The 14,795-nt window shown below is 37.4% G+C and carries 15 protein-coding genes, 1 riboswitch and 1 other annotated feature; all 15 genes read left to right on the forward strand.

Going from position 1 to position 14,795, the window contains the following annotated elements; genetic code table 11:
• Positions 1-52: 52 nt before the first annotated feature.
• The 15 genes from mutM (at position 53) to BN1243_RS00405 (ending at position 14,748) form a co-directional block, all read left to right on the forward strand.
• Positions 53-886 carry a DNA-formamidopyrimidine glycosylase gene (gene mutM / locus BN1243_RS00335; RefSeq protein ID WP_062104313.1) on the forward strand — a complete coding sequence of 278 codons (834 nt, stop codon included), beginning with the start codon at positions 53-55 and terminating at the stop codon, positions 884-886.
• A gap of 90 nt (positions 887-976) precedes the next feature.
• A complete protein-coding gene (gene ytaF, locus BN1243_RS00340) occupies positions 977-1,621 on the forward strand; it encodes a sporulation membrane protein YtaF (RefSeq protein WP_062104314.1) in 645 nt (214 codons plus the stop codon).
• A gap of 17 nt (positions 1,622-1,638) precedes the next feature.
• Positions 1,639-2,241 carry a dephospho-CoA kinase gene (gene coaE, locus BN1243_RS00345; RefSeq protein WP_062104315.1) on the forward strand — a complete coding sequence of 201 codons (603 nt, stop codon included), beginning with the start codon at positions 1,639-1,641 and terminating at the stop codon, positions 2,239-2,241.
• A 122-nt stretch (positions 2,242-2,363) separates the two neighbouring features.
• Positions 2,364-2,819 carry a transcriptional regulator NrdR gene (gene nrdR, locus BN1243_RS00350; protein WP_062104316.1) on the forward strand — a complete coding sequence of 152 codons (456 nt, stop codon included), beginning with the start codon at positions 2,364-2,366 and terminating at the stop codon, positions 2,817-2,819.
• A gap of 18 nt (positions 2,820-2,837) precedes the next feature.
• On the forward strand, positions 2,838-4,247 hold the full coding sequence (locus BN1243_RS00355; RefSeq protein WP_062104317.1) for a replication initiation and membrane attachment family protein: 1,410 nt from the start codon (positions 2,838-2,840) through the stop codon (positions 4,245-4,247).
• Positions 4,231-5,163: a primosomal protein DnaI gene (gene dnaI, locus BN1243_RS00360; protein ID WP_062104318.1), complete on the forward strand. Its 933-nt coding sequence runs from the start codon at positions 4,231-4,233 to the stop codon at positions 5,161-5,163. The genes BN1243_RS00355 and dnaI overlap by 17 nt, the downstream gene beginning before the upstream one ends.
• A gap of 163 nt (positions 5,164-5,326) precedes the next feature.
• Positions 5,327-6,154 (forward strand): putative sporulation protein YtxC, encoded by an 828-nt coding sequence (locus tag BN1243_RS00365; RefSeq protein ID WP_230200290.1) that lies wholly within the window; start codon positions 5,327-5,329, stop codon positions 6,152-6,154.
• A 44-nt stretch (positions 6,155-6,198) separates the two neighbouring features.
• Positions 6,199-6,435: a binding site (T-box leader), on the forward strand.
• A 54-nt stretch (positions 6,436-6,489) separates the two neighbouring features.
• A complete protein-coding gene (gene thrS / locus BN1243_RS00370; protein ID WP_062104320.1) occupies positions 6,490-8,418 on the forward strand; it encodes a threonine--tRNA ligase in 1,929 nt (642 codons plus the stop codon).
• Between the two features lie 571 nt (positions 8,419-8,989).
• Positions 8,990-9,523 carry an ankyrin repeat domain-containing protein gene (locus BN1243_RS00375; protein WP_154669777.1) on the forward strand — a complete coding sequence of 178 codons (534 nt, stop codon included), beginning with the start codon at positions 8,990-8,992 and terminating at the stop codon, positions 9,521-9,523.
• The gene (locus BN1243_RS00380) at positions 9,516-9,917 is read left to right on the forward strand and encodes an HIT family protein (protein WP_195892055.1); all 402 of its coding nucleotides are present in this window, start codon (positions 9,516-9,518) and stop codon (positions 9,915-9,917) included. Before BN1243_RS00375 ends, BN1243_RS00380 begins: the two co-directional genes overlap by 8 nt.
• A gap of 234 nt (positions 9,918-10,151) precedes the next feature.
• The gene (locus BN1243_RS00385) at positions 10,152-11,594 is read left to right on the forward strand and encodes an RNA-guided endonuclease InsQ/TnpB family protein (protein ID WP_062104322.1); all 1,443 of its coding nucleotides are present in this window, start codon (positions 10,152-10,154) and stop codon (positions 11,592-11,594) included.
• Between the two features lie 53 nt (positions 11,595-11,647).
• Complete coding sequence (locus BN1243_RS00390) at positions 11,648-12,016, forward strand: GNAT family N-acetyltransferase (RefSeq protein ID WP_062104323.1); 369 nt, start codon at positions 11,648-11,650, stop codon at positions 12,014-12,016.
• 174 nt (positions 12,017-12,190) lie between these two features.
• The gene (locus tag BN1243_RS00395; protein WP_062110239.1) at positions 12,191-12,517 is read left to right on the forward strand and encodes an HIT domain-containing protein; all 327 of its coding nucleotides are present in this window, start codon (positions 12,191-12,193) and stop codon (positions 12,515-12,517) included.
• Between the two features lie 101 nt (positions 12,518-12,618).
• Positions 12,619-12,720, forward strand: a riboswitch (purine riboswitch).
• Between the two features lie 139 nt (positions 12,721-12,859).
• A complete protein-coding gene (locus BN1243_RS00400) occupies positions 12,860-13,444 on the forward strand; it encodes a xanthine phosphoribosyltransferase (protein WP_062104324.1) in 585 nt (194 codons plus the stop codon).
• Positions 13,444-14,748: a nucleobase:cation symporter-2 family protein gene (locus BN1243_RS00405; RefSeq protein ID WP_062104325.1), complete on the forward strand. Its 1,305-nt coding sequence runs from the start codon at positions 13,444-13,446 to the stop codon at positions 14,746-14,748. Before BN1243_RS00400 ends, BN1243_RS00405 begins: the two co-directional genes overlap by 1 nt.
• Positions 14,749-14,795 lie beyond the last annotated feature (47 nt).

Genomic DNA, 14,795 nt, shown 5'->3' on the forward strand with positions numbered 1-14,795 from the left:
GATGGGGGCTAATACACATCAAGATAGACTTTATTAAAAATGGGGTGTGGAAATGCCTGAATTACCAGAAGTCGAATCAGTTCGACGGTCATTATTAGAACTTGTCGCGGGGAAAACTATTCGAAAAGTGGACATAACATGGCCTAAAATTATCAAGCATCCAGTGGAGTATGAGCAATTTCAAGATGCTGTAAAGGGGCAAACGATACAGGATATTAGTCGAAAGGGCAAATTTCTTTTATTTTTACTCAATGACTATACGCTCGTATCCCACTTAAGGATGGAAGGGAACTACTCCCTTCACAATGAAAACGAACTTCCGGATAAACATACGCATGTTGTTTTTCAATTTGAAGATGGGACAGCACTGTTTTATCGTGATGTCCGTAAATTTGGGACAATGCATTTATTTACAAGAGGTACAGAGTTTTCGGTATTGCCGCTTGCTAAATTAGGCCCAGAACCGTTTGATTCAGATTTTACAGATGACTATTTATTTGAGCGACTCCAACGGACAGAGAGAAATATTAAAGCTGTTTTGCTGGACCAAACTATTGTGACAGGACTTGGAAATATTTACGTTGATGAAGTTCTTTTTCGCGCGAAAGTTTATCCAGGAAGACGAGCTAACTCCCTTAGTAAAGAAGAGGTATCCAAAATACGAAAGGAAGCGATAGATACGTTGACAGAATCAATTGCCTCCGGGGGAAGCTCGGTTAATTCGTATATGAATTCCCATGGTATTTCGGGTACGTACCAACAATCTTTATTGGTTTACGGCAGAAAAAATGAATTGTGCCCTAATTGTGGTACACCGATAGAAAAAACAAAGCTTGCTGGACGAGGCACCCATTTTTGCCCTGCTTGCCAGCGGAATGGAATATGATCCTTCAAAATTGGGCGGGCGCCTTTTTAACCGTACCTACATCTTCTTCATATAATGGCTTTATCCATTGTTATAGGGAAGGTGTTATCTATGGGTATGACAATATCACTCCTACTACTAGCTATGGCAATCAGCTTAGACAGTTTTAGTACAGGAGTAGTTTATGGCTTAAGGAAAATGAAAATTCCTATAAAATCTATTATCATTATTGCTATATGCACAGCCATTTCACTAGGGATTGCAATGTTTGCCGGGCAACTACTTTTGCATGTATTGTCACCAACAATAGCCAATCGAATCGGTGGAGTTATTTTAATAATGATTGGTGGCTGGGTTGTTTTCCAATTTTTTCGTTCTGAAAGAGCTCATATTGAAAAAGAAGAAGTGGAAGAAAGATTAGTACTTGACTGGGAAATTAAAGCTCTTGGCATTGTCATTCATATTTTAAAAAAGCCAACACGGGCGGATTTCGACCAGTCTGGTACGATAACAGGAGTAGAAGCACTCCTGCTCGGGGTTGCCTTATCACTGGATGCATTTGGAGCAGGAATAGGTGCAGCAATGATCGGTTATTCTCCATTCATGCTTTCTGGTTTGGCAGCTCTCATGAGTGGTGTTTTTTTAACAACAGGACTTCATATCGGTAGTTTTTTCTCTAAATCTGCCGGAATACAAAAGTTTGCTTTTATGCCTGGTGTTTTGCTGATTCTAATCGGAATATTAAAAATGCAGTAAGTAACGAGGTGTTAAGGATGGCCACCGTAATTGGATTAACAGGCGGTATTGCAAGTGGGAAAAGTACCGTCTCCAATATGCTTAAAAAAAGAGGATTTACCATAGTTGATGCAGATTTAGCCGCAAGAGCAGTTGTTGAACCAGGAGAAAAAGCTTATGAGCAAGTGGTGGTTTCCTTTGGGAGGGATATACTTCACTCCGACGGGTCAATTGATCGTGCTAAATTAGGTTCTATTATTTTCCATGATGAGAATGAAAGGAAGAAATTAAATCAAATTGTTCATCCGGCAGTCAGAATCAGAATGGAAGAATGGAAGAAAGAAGCCATTGTAGCTGGTAAACAAACGATTATTTACGACATTCCGTTATTATTCGAGAGCAAGCTAACCCATTTAGTTAAAAAAACAATTCTTGTGTTCGTAAACGAAGAAACACAGTTACAAAGACTGATGAAAAGAAATAACCTTACTGAGTCTGAGGCGATGGCCAGAATACAGTCTCAGCTTTCATTAAAAGAGAAGATCAACCTTGCAGATTATGTCATTGATAATAATGGTTCATTGACGCAAACTGAGTTTCAAATAGACGATCTTATTATTAATTGGAAATTAAAGCCATAATTGGATCTTTCGATATTCGGAGGCATTTTTTAATGGAAATAAAGATGAAAGAAGGGCATCTTTGTTTTTTAACATAAAAATATTGTATAATATTGAAAAGAACTATGAACGGAGCTGATAGGATGAGATGCCCGTCTTGTAATCATAATGGTACACGTGTTGTTGATTCCCGACCTGTTGACGATATTCGATCTATTAGAAGAAGAAGAGAATGTGAGAAATGTTCGTATCGGTTTACTACATTTGAAAGAGTCGAAGAAACTCCGCTCATTGTTGTGAAAAAAGAAGGGATTCGTGAAGAATTTAGCCGTGAAAAAATATTGCGTGGTTTAATTCGGGCTTGTGAAAAACGCCCAGTTTCTTTAGATCAACTTGACCAGATCACTCATGAAATTGAAAGAGAACTCCGTAATCTTGGTCAAGCTGAAGTGAAGTCAGATTGTATCGGGGAAATGGTTATGGATAAATTAGCCAGAATAGACGAAGTGGCCTATGTTCGATTTGCCTCTGTTTATCGTCAATTTAAAGATATTAATGTTTTTTTAGATGAATTAAAAGATCTTATTAAAAAAGATTAATGAAAGTGTGTTTTTGACATGAAGCCTTATTGGAATGAAATTCAGCCTATTGATTCGTTTTTTGTAAAGACGAATGGGGTTTTACATGAATTTGACCAAAAAATCATTGATCTTTTATACCAACCATTGATAGGGCCGATAAGTACAAGCCTATATCATACACTCTGGAATAAGGTAGAAAGAAATCGAACATGGTCGGAAGAATGGAATCATTATCATTTAATGAACTTTTTCGATTTGAATCTTGAAGAAATCTTTCAGGCACGACTAAAACTAGAAGGTATTGGTTTACTTAAAACTTATATAAAAAGTCATGAAAGTGGCCGAACTTTCTTATACGAGATACAGCCTCCATTATCTGCGGAGGATTTTTTTACAGATGGAATGCTAAATATATATTTATATCAAAAGCTTGGTCAATCTCAGTTTTTGAAACTAAAGCGATTTTTCACGGATCAAGCATTAGACTTGAATGAATATAAAGAAATGACACGTTCTTTTCAGGACGTTTTTTCATCATTAGGCCAGTCCGTTTTAGCAGATACAGATGTCCAATTAGCAAGTGCTGCAGATCAGAATCAAGAATTCATGACAAGAAAGGGAGCAAACCCCATCCAAATTGATGGGACGGATTTTGATTTTGACCTTTTATTCACGGGATTATCCGAGATCATGATTCCGCGCAAAGCATTTACGAAAAGCGTACGCGAAGCGATCTCAAAGCTCTCATATTTGTATTCAGTAAATGCAATTGATATGAAAAACATTGTACTTTCTAGTTTATCTGCAGATCAAGAAATAGATATAGATGAACTTAGAAAGGCTGCCCGTGATTGGTACCAAATGGAACATGAAAATCAACTACCTCAATTAGTAGATCGTAAACAGCCGGTCTTGCACAGAACAATCGAAACTGAACCAAAAACGAAAGAGGACCAGCTAGTATCTTACCTTGAGACTGTATCGCCAAGGCAATTTTTAATTGATTTATCTGATGGTGGAGAGCCTGCTATATCAGATCTGCGAGTTGTGGAAGATGTTATGTTTCAGCAAAAACTATTACCAGGTGTAACAAATGTCCTTATTCATTATGTAATGCTGAGAACGGACATGAAGCTTTCGAAAAGTTATATAGCAAAAATTGCCTCACATTGGTCACGAAAAAAAATAAAAACAGTTCGCGAAGCAATGGATCTAGCTAAAAGTGAACACCGTCAATACCAAGAATGGGCAAGTGATAAAAAGACATCCACTACAAAAAGAAACCAGCCAATCCGAACGGAGAAACTACCAGATTGGTTTACCGAACCGGAGGAACAACAAGAGGTCGTTTTTAATGAAGAACAAGAGGCAAAACGTCGAAGGTTAGAAGCGATTCAACAAAAGTACCGTGAAAATGGAGGTGAAAAAGGTGGAGCGGATAAATAAAACTCTTAACAAAATGACCCGTTCATCCAATTTTCAGAAACGGTATGATCAAATGAAAATGGATGTATTATCAAACTCCGATGTCCAATCTTTTTTACTAGAAAATCAAAATGAGCTAACGGAACAAATGATTGAACAAAATTTAATGAAATTACATGAGTACGCATCTCAATCCAAAGGGTGCGCAAATTGTAATGGGCTTGATGGTTGCAAGAATATGATGCAAGGTTACGAACCAGTTTTAGCCCTGGAAAAAGGTAAGATTGAGCTTTTTTATCGCCCATGTCCTAATAAAATAATTGATGATGAACGTCGAAAAACGGAAAAATTAATCAAAAGTATTTATGTTCCAAAAGAAATATTACAAGCTTCTTTTGCTAATTTTTCCTTGGATACCCCAGACCGAAGTGATGCATTTGAATTTGCAGAACAATTTGCCTCTACTTATCAGCCAGGGACTCGGATGAAAGGTTTATATTTATATGGGAAATTTGGCGTTGGAAAATCCTATTTACTTGGTGCCATTGCGAATCAACTAGCTTCAAAAGGAATCGCGTCTTTAATCGTTTATGTTCCAGAATTTTTACGTGAAATGAAACAGTCACTAGGAGACCAAACATTAAATGAAAAATTAGAAACTGTTAAAAATGCCAGCATCTTGATGTTGGATGATATCGGTGCCGAAGCTATGTCAAGTTGGACAAGGGATGAAATACTGGGTTCTGTCCTTCAATTTAGAATGCATGAACAACTTCCGACCTTTTTCACATCCAATTTCGATTTTTCCGGATTAGAACATCACCTTACACATTCACAACGTGGCGAGGAAGAAAAATTAAAGGCTGCTCGTATTATGGAAAGAATAAAATATTTGGCGATTCCGATGATGCTCTCGGGTCCAAATCGCCGTCATTAAATTTGCACCCTATGACGGGTGTTTTTTTACGTTGATTGATTTTCGCTAGTAATAGCTAAACTGTTAATTATGATAAATGTTTTTTCTATTCCTAGGTCTAGTCCCTTTTTCTCTTCATATACATTTATCAACGCGGAAAAAAGGGGGAACAGGCTTGGAATTAATGTTCAAATCCATTAAAGAGGCAATCCGCTTTCGAACTTTTTTAGCTGACAATGGCTTACATGACTCCTTTCAGGAAAAGCGGGGCCATTTTATATACTCTTTTCAAGATTTGTTGACAAAAAAGGACCACTATTTATCGGCAATTGTTCAGTATATACGTAGCATTAAACGAAATGAATGGCTCAATCAAGTTCTAATTAGGAAATATAGATTTGAAAATGAGGACGAGCGGAACGAAATAATGGAGATCGTTACCGATATGTTTAATGGAGAGAGAGAGGAGTTGACATCTCTCGTAGGGGTTATTGCTGAAAAAGAGATTATCGGTGAGTCAGTGATTGATTTACTTAATTTTGATGGGGCTGTTGCTTTTGATTCCTTTTTAAGGTTTCGTTTAAAAAACTACTTTGAACGTGTATCGGGTTATTTAGAAGTAGCCATTGATGAATATAAAATGGAACAAGATTACCAGGTTTTTATTCAAATGCTACGGGATTATTTGCATAAAAGAAATACAAAACAAAATATTGTTCACCTTCTTCTTGAAAGGCCTATTCATTTTTTTGATGAAGCTTTACGAGAAATGCCGGACGAAATGATTTTAGATATTCTTGATCCTCGACTCTTATCGAATCATCCTGTTTATGTTGACTCTGCTGTAATCGCTCCACTGCTCTCTATGGCACCGAAGAAAATATTTTTATATACGAAGGACGAAGATCAGCCGCTTGTAAGAACATTGGCTAATATCTTTGAGGAGCGCCTAACTATTTTTCCGTGTCATTATTTATATTCATTGTCAGAAGCTTATTCCGAACGCTCTTGATTTTACTCGAAAAAATGGTATAATAAATTTTATAATTAATCGAGGACAATGTAATGAGAAGGACAAGAGTGTTCCGTTACGATTCACAGAGAGGGAAGAATAGCTGAGAACTTCCCAATACGAACTGGATGCTTACCACCTTTGAACATCAATCATGAAATTATGAAGTAAAAGTAATGATTGACGGATAAAAACCGTTAACTTAATCCAAGTCGTATACAATGAATGTTTCATGTATATGAGAACCAGGGTGGAACCACGTGTATAAACTCGTCCCTTTCCAGGAGACGGGTTTTTTATTTTGTCCTATTATGAATGAAAAGGAGTGCAGTCAAATGCCGGATCAATTAAACATAACATTTCCAGATGGCTCTGTAAAAGAGTTCCCTAAACAAACTACAACCGAAGAAATTGCAGCTTCCATTAGCCCAGGCCTTAGAAAAAAGGCTCTTGCCGGCAAAATAAACGGAAAGCTCATTGATATGAAAACGCCGCTTGAACAAGATGGAGCAATAGAAATTATTACTCCAGATAGTGATGATGCTCTTGAAATATTACGTCATAGCAGTGCTCATTTAATGGCTCAAGCTGTAAAAAGAATTTTCCCAGATGCAAAATTTGGCGTCGGTCCTGTTATTGAAAATGGTTTCTATTATGATATGGATATGGAACATGCCATTACTCCAGAAGATCTGCCTGTTATCGAAAAAGAAATGAAAAAAATTATTAGTGAAAATATTGAAGTCATACGGAGAGAAGTTACTCGTTCCGAAGCAAAGCAAATTTTTGCCCATGATGAGTATAAGCAAGAACTAATTGATGCCATTCCAGAGGACGAGCTTGTCACAGTTTATGAGCAAGGTGACTTTATTGATCTTTGCCGAGGAGTCCATGTCCCATCGACTGGTAAAATAAAGGAGTTTCAACTTCTAAGTATTGCCGGTGCTTATTGGCGCGGTAATAGCGATAATAAAATGCTCCAACGTGTTTATGGAACAGCCTTCTTCAAAAAGGAAGATCTTAAAGCTTATTTGAAAATGCGTGAAGAAGCAAAGGAACGTGACCACCGTAAAATAGGAAAAGAACTAGGTCTTTTTACTAATTCACAAAAAGTCGGTCAAGGTCTCCCTCTTTGGTTACCAAAGGGTGCGACAATCCGCAGGACGATTGAACGATATATCGTCGATAAAGAAGTAGCACTAGGTTATGATCATGTTTATACACCTGTTCTCGGGAGCGTAGAATTATATAAAACAAGTGGACACTTAGACCATTATCAAGATGACATGTTCCCAATTATGGACATGGATAATGAACAACTCGTTCTTCGTCCTATGAACTGCCCGCATCATATGATGGTGTATAAAAATGATATTCATAGCTATCGCGAATTACCGATTCGCATTGCCGAACTTGGTACGATGCACCGTTACGAAATGTCCGGAGCTCTTTCTGGTTTACAACGTGTCCGTGGTATGACTTTAAATGATGCACACGTTTTTGTCCGTCCTGACCAAATTAAAGATGAGTTTTCACGAGTTGTTCAGCTAATCGTGGAAGTATATAAAGATTTTAATATTAGTGATTATTCCTTCCGTCTATCTTATCGTGACCCGGAAGATACCGAGAAATATTTTGATGATGATGAAATGTGGAACAAGGCTCAGTCAATGTTAAAAGAAGCGATGGATGATCTTGGTTTTGATTATTACGAAGCTGATGGTGAAGCGGCATTTTATGGTCCAAAACTAGACGTTCAAGTCAAAACAGCACTTGGAAAAGAAGAAACTCTTTCTACTGTACAACTTGACTTCTTGTTACCAGAAAAATTTGATCTCACTTATGTAGGGGAAGATGGTCAGCAGCATCGTCCAGTCGTTATTCACCGTGGTGTCGTTTCGACGATGGAACGTTTCGTTGCTTTCTTAATTGAAGAGTACAAAGGCGCATTCCCAACATGGCTGGCACCAGTCCAAGCAACAGTCATCCCGGTGTCTACAGACGCTCATTTTGATTATGCTAAAAAAGTTGTGGATGAGTTGAAGAGAGCAGGCTTCCGTGTCGAACTTGACAAGCGCGATGAAAAAATGGGTTATAAAATTAGAGAAGCTCAAATGCAGAAAATCCCTTATATGCTTGTCGTAGGCGAGAATGAAATTAAAGAGGAAGCTGTTAATGTCCGGAAATATGGTGAGAAGAAATCAGAAACGATTTCGTTTGAAACATTTTTAGCAGCTTTAAAAGAAGAAGTTCATATTTTATAAATGAATGAGGATAGTTAATATCGGCCCTATGTACTAATAGCAATCGTGAAGCCTCGCACTGTGGCTTCACGATTGCTTTTTATCTATTTAGTATGATGGGGACTAAAAGAATCCTCTATAATTTCGTACCTGGTTGACAGTTCGAAAATCGCAATTAAAAAATTATGAGCTAAAGTCGCGAAATCCCTTCTCTAGTTCGAAAGATAAAATCCAAGCTTAAAAAATAATTCCAAAAGTTAAAAGATTATTCGCTTAAATCAAAAGATTATCGTCGAAAGTCGAAAGAATCACAGTCCACAATCTCGTAAGCTGTTTCGAACTAAGGTCAACCCCAATCAGTTGGTCGAAAATCGCAATTAAAAAATTACGAGCTAAAGTCGCGAAATCCTTTCTCTAGTTCGAAAGATAAAATCCAAGCTTAAAAAATAATTCCAAAAATCAAAAGATTATCCGCGAAAGTCGAAAGATTCACAGTCCACAATCCTTTAATCGACTTTTTGATAAATATAGATAATTTCGTCATTTTGATATATTATAGGAATAATTAGATTTTTTTATGGAGGTAAAAAAAGTGACTTTATCCGACGAAGTTCATGATGTATTTCAAGCAGCTCAGTCAAATGATGTAATGAAACTAAAGACTTTACTAAAAACCAATAAAACCTTGTCTAATACGGAAAATGATGATGGATTAACTCCTTTGGGATATGCGGCCCATTTTGGCCACAAGGATGCTGTGCAAGCGTTATTAGATTATGGTGCGAGCGTTAATGAAATCTCTCATTCTAAAATCGATTTCATTCCATCCAACACAGCACTACACGCAGCAATTGCTGGAGCTCGAAATCTCCAAGTTATTCAATTGCTCCTAAATCATGGTGCTGATCCAAATATTTTAGATAGTAACGGCCATATTTGCCTTCATACGGCAGCATTTCATGAAGATAATCGAACAATTATTGAAATGTTAATCAATCATGGGGCAGAAGTAAATTTACTAGATTTAGAAGGTAAAACAGCGTTACAACTTGCTAAGGAAAAAGGCCATGATGAAGTGGCAAAGTTATTGAAAGGATACGAAGTTAAAGGTGGTCCGTATGATTAAAGAATGTGTTTTTTGTGAGCCTGAACTAGACGCTAAGCAAAAAATGTTATTTAGCAATGAATATTGTCTGTTTTTACAATTAGATGAAGCTCGAGAAAAAGGTAATCAGCTATCAGGAGCAGGTGTTATTGTTCCAAGACACCATCGGGAAACGGTTTTTGATTTAACGGAGGAAGAATGGAATTCCACATACAAGCTACTTCAAGAAGTAAAATCCTACATAGATCGTAACTATCAGCCAAGCGGGTATAACTTAGGGTGGAACTGCGGTGAGACTGCAGGGCAGCATATATTCCATGCCCATTTTCACATTTTGCCAAGATATGCGGATGAGCCAATGGCAGGAAAGGGTATTCGTTATCTGTTTAAAAATCCGAACAATAGTCGAGGTTAGTTTTTTAGTTGGAGGTAATTTATGAAATCCGAACAAGTGGCAATCGTATCATTGTCACAAAAAACAGTTGATGAGGCAAGCTTCTTACTTTCTCGTTATTTATGATTAAGCCGAGAACACCCGTGACTTCAGTCGTGGGATGAATCGGCTTATTTTTGTTACAAATTGGCATGTAATAGATTGCAAACATATGTTCCGCATAGTAAAATAATAGTATGGAAACGAGGTGATAACATGGAACGAGATGGAGGAAAGGAATATCGTACCTATCAAATGGATGTAAAAAAAGGCCATCGTCTATTTTCCTATTTTGAAGAATTATGTGCAAACGGCAACAACTTATACAATGCAACAAACTTCTATATTAGGCAGGTTTACACTGCTTTGCAAAGTGATAAACCACTGCAACCATTGCAGAAAGAAGTGTTAGAAACCATTTATCGTAACATCGATAAAATGAACGAGAAAAAGACCATGGCCTATTACAAAAAGCTGCAGAAGTTAAAAGGAAAGGAAAATCAAAAAGAGTTAAAACTATTTACACTGCCAACTAAAGAAAAAGCATTTGTCGGTTACAACTTCTTAGATGCTTTGTTTAAAACCATTAAACAAAAAGACTATTATTCTTTACCTGGACAAATTAATCAACAAGTCATCAAAAATGTTGTTCAAAATTGGGATTCCTTTTTTAAAAGCCTAAAAGGTTATAACGAAAACCCCCAGAAATATAAAGGCCGACCTAACATTCCTGGGTATCTACCGAAAGGCAGCCAAAAAGAAGTGGTTTTATCGAACCAAATCTGTCAATTTAAAAGTGAAAAATATTTAAGATTCCCTAAAACAAGGGGGAAGTTAAATATTGGCAAGTTGGCAAATGTTTCGGGTAAGTTCCAACAAGTAAGGATTATCCCGAAATATGATACCTTCACAGTAGAGGTCATTTTTTTCCTGGGTAAAAAAGTTGAAATTAATCCTAAAAAGAAACGCATTTTAAGCATTGATTTGGGTGTGGAAAATATAGCCACATTGGTATCGAACGTTGAAGTGACTCCTATTCTTTTTAAAAGCGGCAAAATTAAATCCGTTAATCGTTGGTACAATAAATTAAAAAGTTATTATTATGCTGCATTACGAAACGGCAGGAGTTCAAAAGAGGGTCAAAGATATTCAAAAAGATTAAGCAAGTTAGACAGCAAGCGTCATAATCAAATCAAAGATTTCTTTCATAAAGTGAGTTTTAACATTGTGAAAGTAGCAAAAGAACATCACATCGATACCATAATTATCGGTAAAAATATGGATTGGAAACAGAAAGTCGCTTTAGGCTCAAAAAGCAATCAAAATTTTGTTCAAATCCCGCACTCGATGTTGGTTTCAATGATTCGGTACAAAGCAAATACCGAAGGCATTGCCGTCATTGAAACAGAAGAAAGCTATACATCTCGAGCAAGCTTTTTAGATGAGGATCCGATCCCAACCTACAAATCGGGGGAAAAAAGTGATGGCATCTTTAGCGGTAAGCGAATCTCGAGGGGGATGTACCGTTCAAAAAAGGGAATTTTAATCAACGCCGATGTAAATGGCTCGGCGAATATACTAAGAAAAGTAGTCCCAAAGGCATTTGCCAACGGGATAGCGGTTGTGTGTACCCAGCCCCTAGCGGTCAATGTGCATTAGCACCAACCCTGAAACCTGCGACTTCAGTCGTGGGAGGTTCATACTCAGTCAGCTTGGGCTCGATACATAAGGATGAGTGTAAGAACAAAATCGAGCGCTTACTCAAATTTGAACATGCCCAATTTTTATTAGCAAAAATAGATGGTGAATATGTGGGATTTATCGCGTTAAATTGGGGATTTTCAACGACAAAAGGTCAACCTTTTTTGAGAATTCAAGATCTGTTTGTTTTAGAAGAGTTTAGAAGAAAAGGGGCTGCCTCCGCGCTTATAGAAGAATCGATAGTCATTACTAAAAGAAATAACGCAAATCGACTCCAATTGAATACAGGAACTAACAATATCCAAGCAAGAAAGTTATATGAATCTAGCGGATTTGAAAGGTTCGAGAACAAAGAAATCTACATGCTTTTTTTATCTTAATAGAAGGGAGAAGAATTAAATGACATCAGATTTTTATCCCGCATTAACTGGCTGTAAGACCCCCACTTCAAGAATTCTAGGAGAATCCAAGAGTTGTAAGTGGGGGATCAACAGCCAGTAAAAGCCCGATTGGTTCAACTAACAATCAGTGGAGGATGGAAAAAACCCCCACTGATTGAAGTTTCACTTTACTGTGATGAAGTATTAAGTGGTAAAACTGAAGTTGATAAAGTCTATGAAACTGAAAATGTATTGGCCTATTATCATACGCGGCCTTTCTATAAGGTACATATTGTCGTGATACCGAAGAAACATATCCCATTACTGACAACGTTACAAGATGACGATATGGAGCTTTTTATAGAACTTATGACAGTAGTCCGAAAAGTGGCTACGAAAACAGAATCTGAATATGGTGCTTGCCGTGTTATCACTAATTTAGGTGCATACCAAGATTCGAAACATTTGCATTGGCATATTGTGTCTGGGGAAAAAAGATAATCCTCTACAACGTCTAATTATTTTGAAACCAAAAATATACACTATTTTCATTTTGAAAAAACATTGAATCTTTATAAGAAAGTGATATAATAGCAATATTCTACAATTCAATAGCACTCACTCATATAATCGCAGGAATAGGGCCTGCAAGTTTCTACCGATTTGCCGTAAACAAATCGACTATGGGTGGCAAGTGATTAGATAAATAAGGTTATAATATCTTATTGTCTTTTCTAATTCTTGAGACATAGACTCGGAGACTTTGCTGCCCTACTTTTTATTAGGGGCATAGTCTGCGAGTTTTTCGTATTAATATCCAGACAGTTGAAAGGGGACATCATTGTGAAAACATTAAAGGATAAAATTGTTGCTGAAGGAAAAGTATTATCAGATACGGTGTTAAAAGTGGATTCTTTCTTAAATCACCAAATCGATCCACAACTGATGAAGGAAATTGGCGAGGAATTTGCTTCACGTTTTCAGAATGCTGGAGTGACAAAAATTATTACGATTGAATCATCTGGCATTGCTCCAGCAACGATGGCAGGACTTTTGCTGAATGTCCCCGTTGTATTTGCAAGGAAGAGAAAGTCATTAACACTATCAGAAAATCTTTATACTGCTAAAGTTCATTCCTTTACAAAAAAGGAAACGAATGAAATATCAATTTCAGGCGATTTTATTCAACAAGATGATGTCGTCTTGATCATTGATGACTTTTTGGCAAATGGACAAGCTGTTCTTGGTTTGCTTGATATGATTGAGCAGGCAGAGGCGAACCTTGCAGGGGTTGGAATTGTTATTGAAAAGGGTTTTCAAACGGGTGGTCAATTAATTCGTGATCGCGGAATCCAGGTTGAATCACTAGCTATTATTGATTCCTTACAAAATGGACAAGTCGAATTTGCGGAGGAGAATTCCAACTAATGAAAAATGCACTTAAATCTACTACTTTGGGAATTCAGCATCTCTTGGCCATGTATGCAGGTGCCATTCTAGTACCGTTAATTATTGGAAATTCTTTAGGTTTTGATCATAAACAATTAACGTATCTCGTCTCGATTGATATTATGATGTGTGGAGTTGCGACACTTTTGCAAATTACAAGCAATCGATTTGCAGGTATTGGTCTCCCGGTAGTGCTAGGGTGTACATTTACAGCAGTTGGTCCAATTATGAAAATTGGCGAGGATTTTGGGATTTCTGCCATTTATGGTTCCATCATTGCTTCCGGTCTAATTATCATGTTGATTAGCGGCTTTTTCGGTAAATTAGTTAAATTCTTTCCACCGCTCGTAACAGGTTGTGTGGTCACAATAATTGGTATCACTCTTATTCCTGTAGCAATCAACAATATGGGCGGAGGACAAGATGCTAATGACTTCGGATCATTGGCTAATATTGCATTAGCGTTTGGAACTTTGCTTACGATTATTTTAATCTATCGTTTTTCTACAGGTTTTATTCGGGCGATCTCCATTTTGCTCGGGCTTGGTGTTGGAACAATAGCAGCCATTATTATGGGAAAAGTTGATTTTATGCCAGTACAGGATGCAGCAATGGCTCAAATCGTCCAACCTTTTTATTTTGGTTATCCAACATTTGAATGGTCAGCTATTCTCACGATGACATTAGTTGGGATGGTTTCATTAGTAGAATCAACGGGTGTCTATTACGCACTAAGTGATATATGTGAGAAAAAAATTAAGGAAGAAGACTTAGCGAGAGGCTACCGTGCAGAGGGGCTAGCTTCCGTTATTGGCGGTCTTTTTAATGCCTTCCCGTACACAACGTTTTCACAAAATGTCGGTCTCATTCAAATGTCAGGCGTCCGCTCCCGAAAAGTGATTTTGATTACGGGTTCAATGTTAATCGCACTTGGCTTTTTACCTAAAATTGCGGCAATGACAACGATCATCCCGACCTCTGTCTTAGGAGGAGCAATGATGGCGATGTTCGGAATGGTTGTTGCCCAAGGAATTAAAATGTTAAGTAAGGTTATATCTGAATCGCAGGAAAACTCGATGATCATCGCATGTTCTGTCGGTCTTGGACTTGGTGTTACGGTTGCACCTAATTTATTTGCAGCCTTGCCCTCAGGTCTACAAATTTTAACAAGTAACGGTATCGTTGCAGGCAGTGTTACAGCCATTGTGCTTAATATTATCTTTCATATGTTGCCGAAAAGGAAAAAGAAGGAAAACATTGTTGCAGCAAAGCAAAGTGCATAAATAACAAGAACCTATCCATATTGCGTAATAATCGCATGTATGGTAGG

This window comes from Bacillus niameyensis, assembly GCF_001375535.1.
GTDB classification, from domain to species: domain Bacteria; phylum Bacillota; class Bacilli; order Bacillales; family Bacillaceae_C; genus Lederbergia; species Lederbergia niameyensis.

Coding starts and splice junctions, on each gene's coding strand:
- mutM (WP_062104313.1), top strand. CDS start 53: ATGCCTGAATTACCAGAAGTCGAATCAGTTCGACGGTCATTATTAGAA.
- ytaF (WP_062104314.1), top strand. CDS start 977: ATGGGTATGACAATATCACTCCTACTACTAGCTATGGCAATCAGCTTA.
- coaE (WP_062104315.1), top strand. CDS start 1,639: ATGGCCACCGTAATTGGATTAACAGGCGGTATTGCAAGTGGGAAAAGT.
- nrdR (WP_062104316.1), top strand. CDS start 2,364: ATGAGATGCCCGTCTTGTAATCATAATGGTACACGTGTTGTTGATTCC.
- BN1243_RS00355 (WP_062104317.1), top strand. CDS start 2,838: ATGAAGCCTTATTGGAATGAAATTCAGCCTATTGATTCGTTTTTTGTA.
- BN1243_RS00365 (WP_230200290.1), top strand. CDS start 5,327: ATGTTCAAATCCATTAAAGAGGCAATCCGCTTTCGAACTTTTTTAGCT.
- thrS (WP_062104320.1), top strand. CDS start 6,490: ATGCCGGATCAATTAAACATAACATTTCCAGATGGCTCTGTAAAAGAG.
- BN1243_RS00380 (WP_195892055.1), top strand. CDS start 9,516: ATGATTAAAGAATGTGTTTTTTGTGAGCCTGAACTAGACGCTAAGCAA.
- BN1243_RS00385 (WP_062104322.1), top strand. CDS start 10,152: ATGGAACGAGATGGAGGAAAGGAATATCGTACCTATCAAATGGATGTA.
- BN1243_RS00405 (WP_062104325.1), top strand. CDS start 13,444: ATGAAAAATGCACTTAAATCTACTACTTTGGGAATTCAGCATCTCTTG.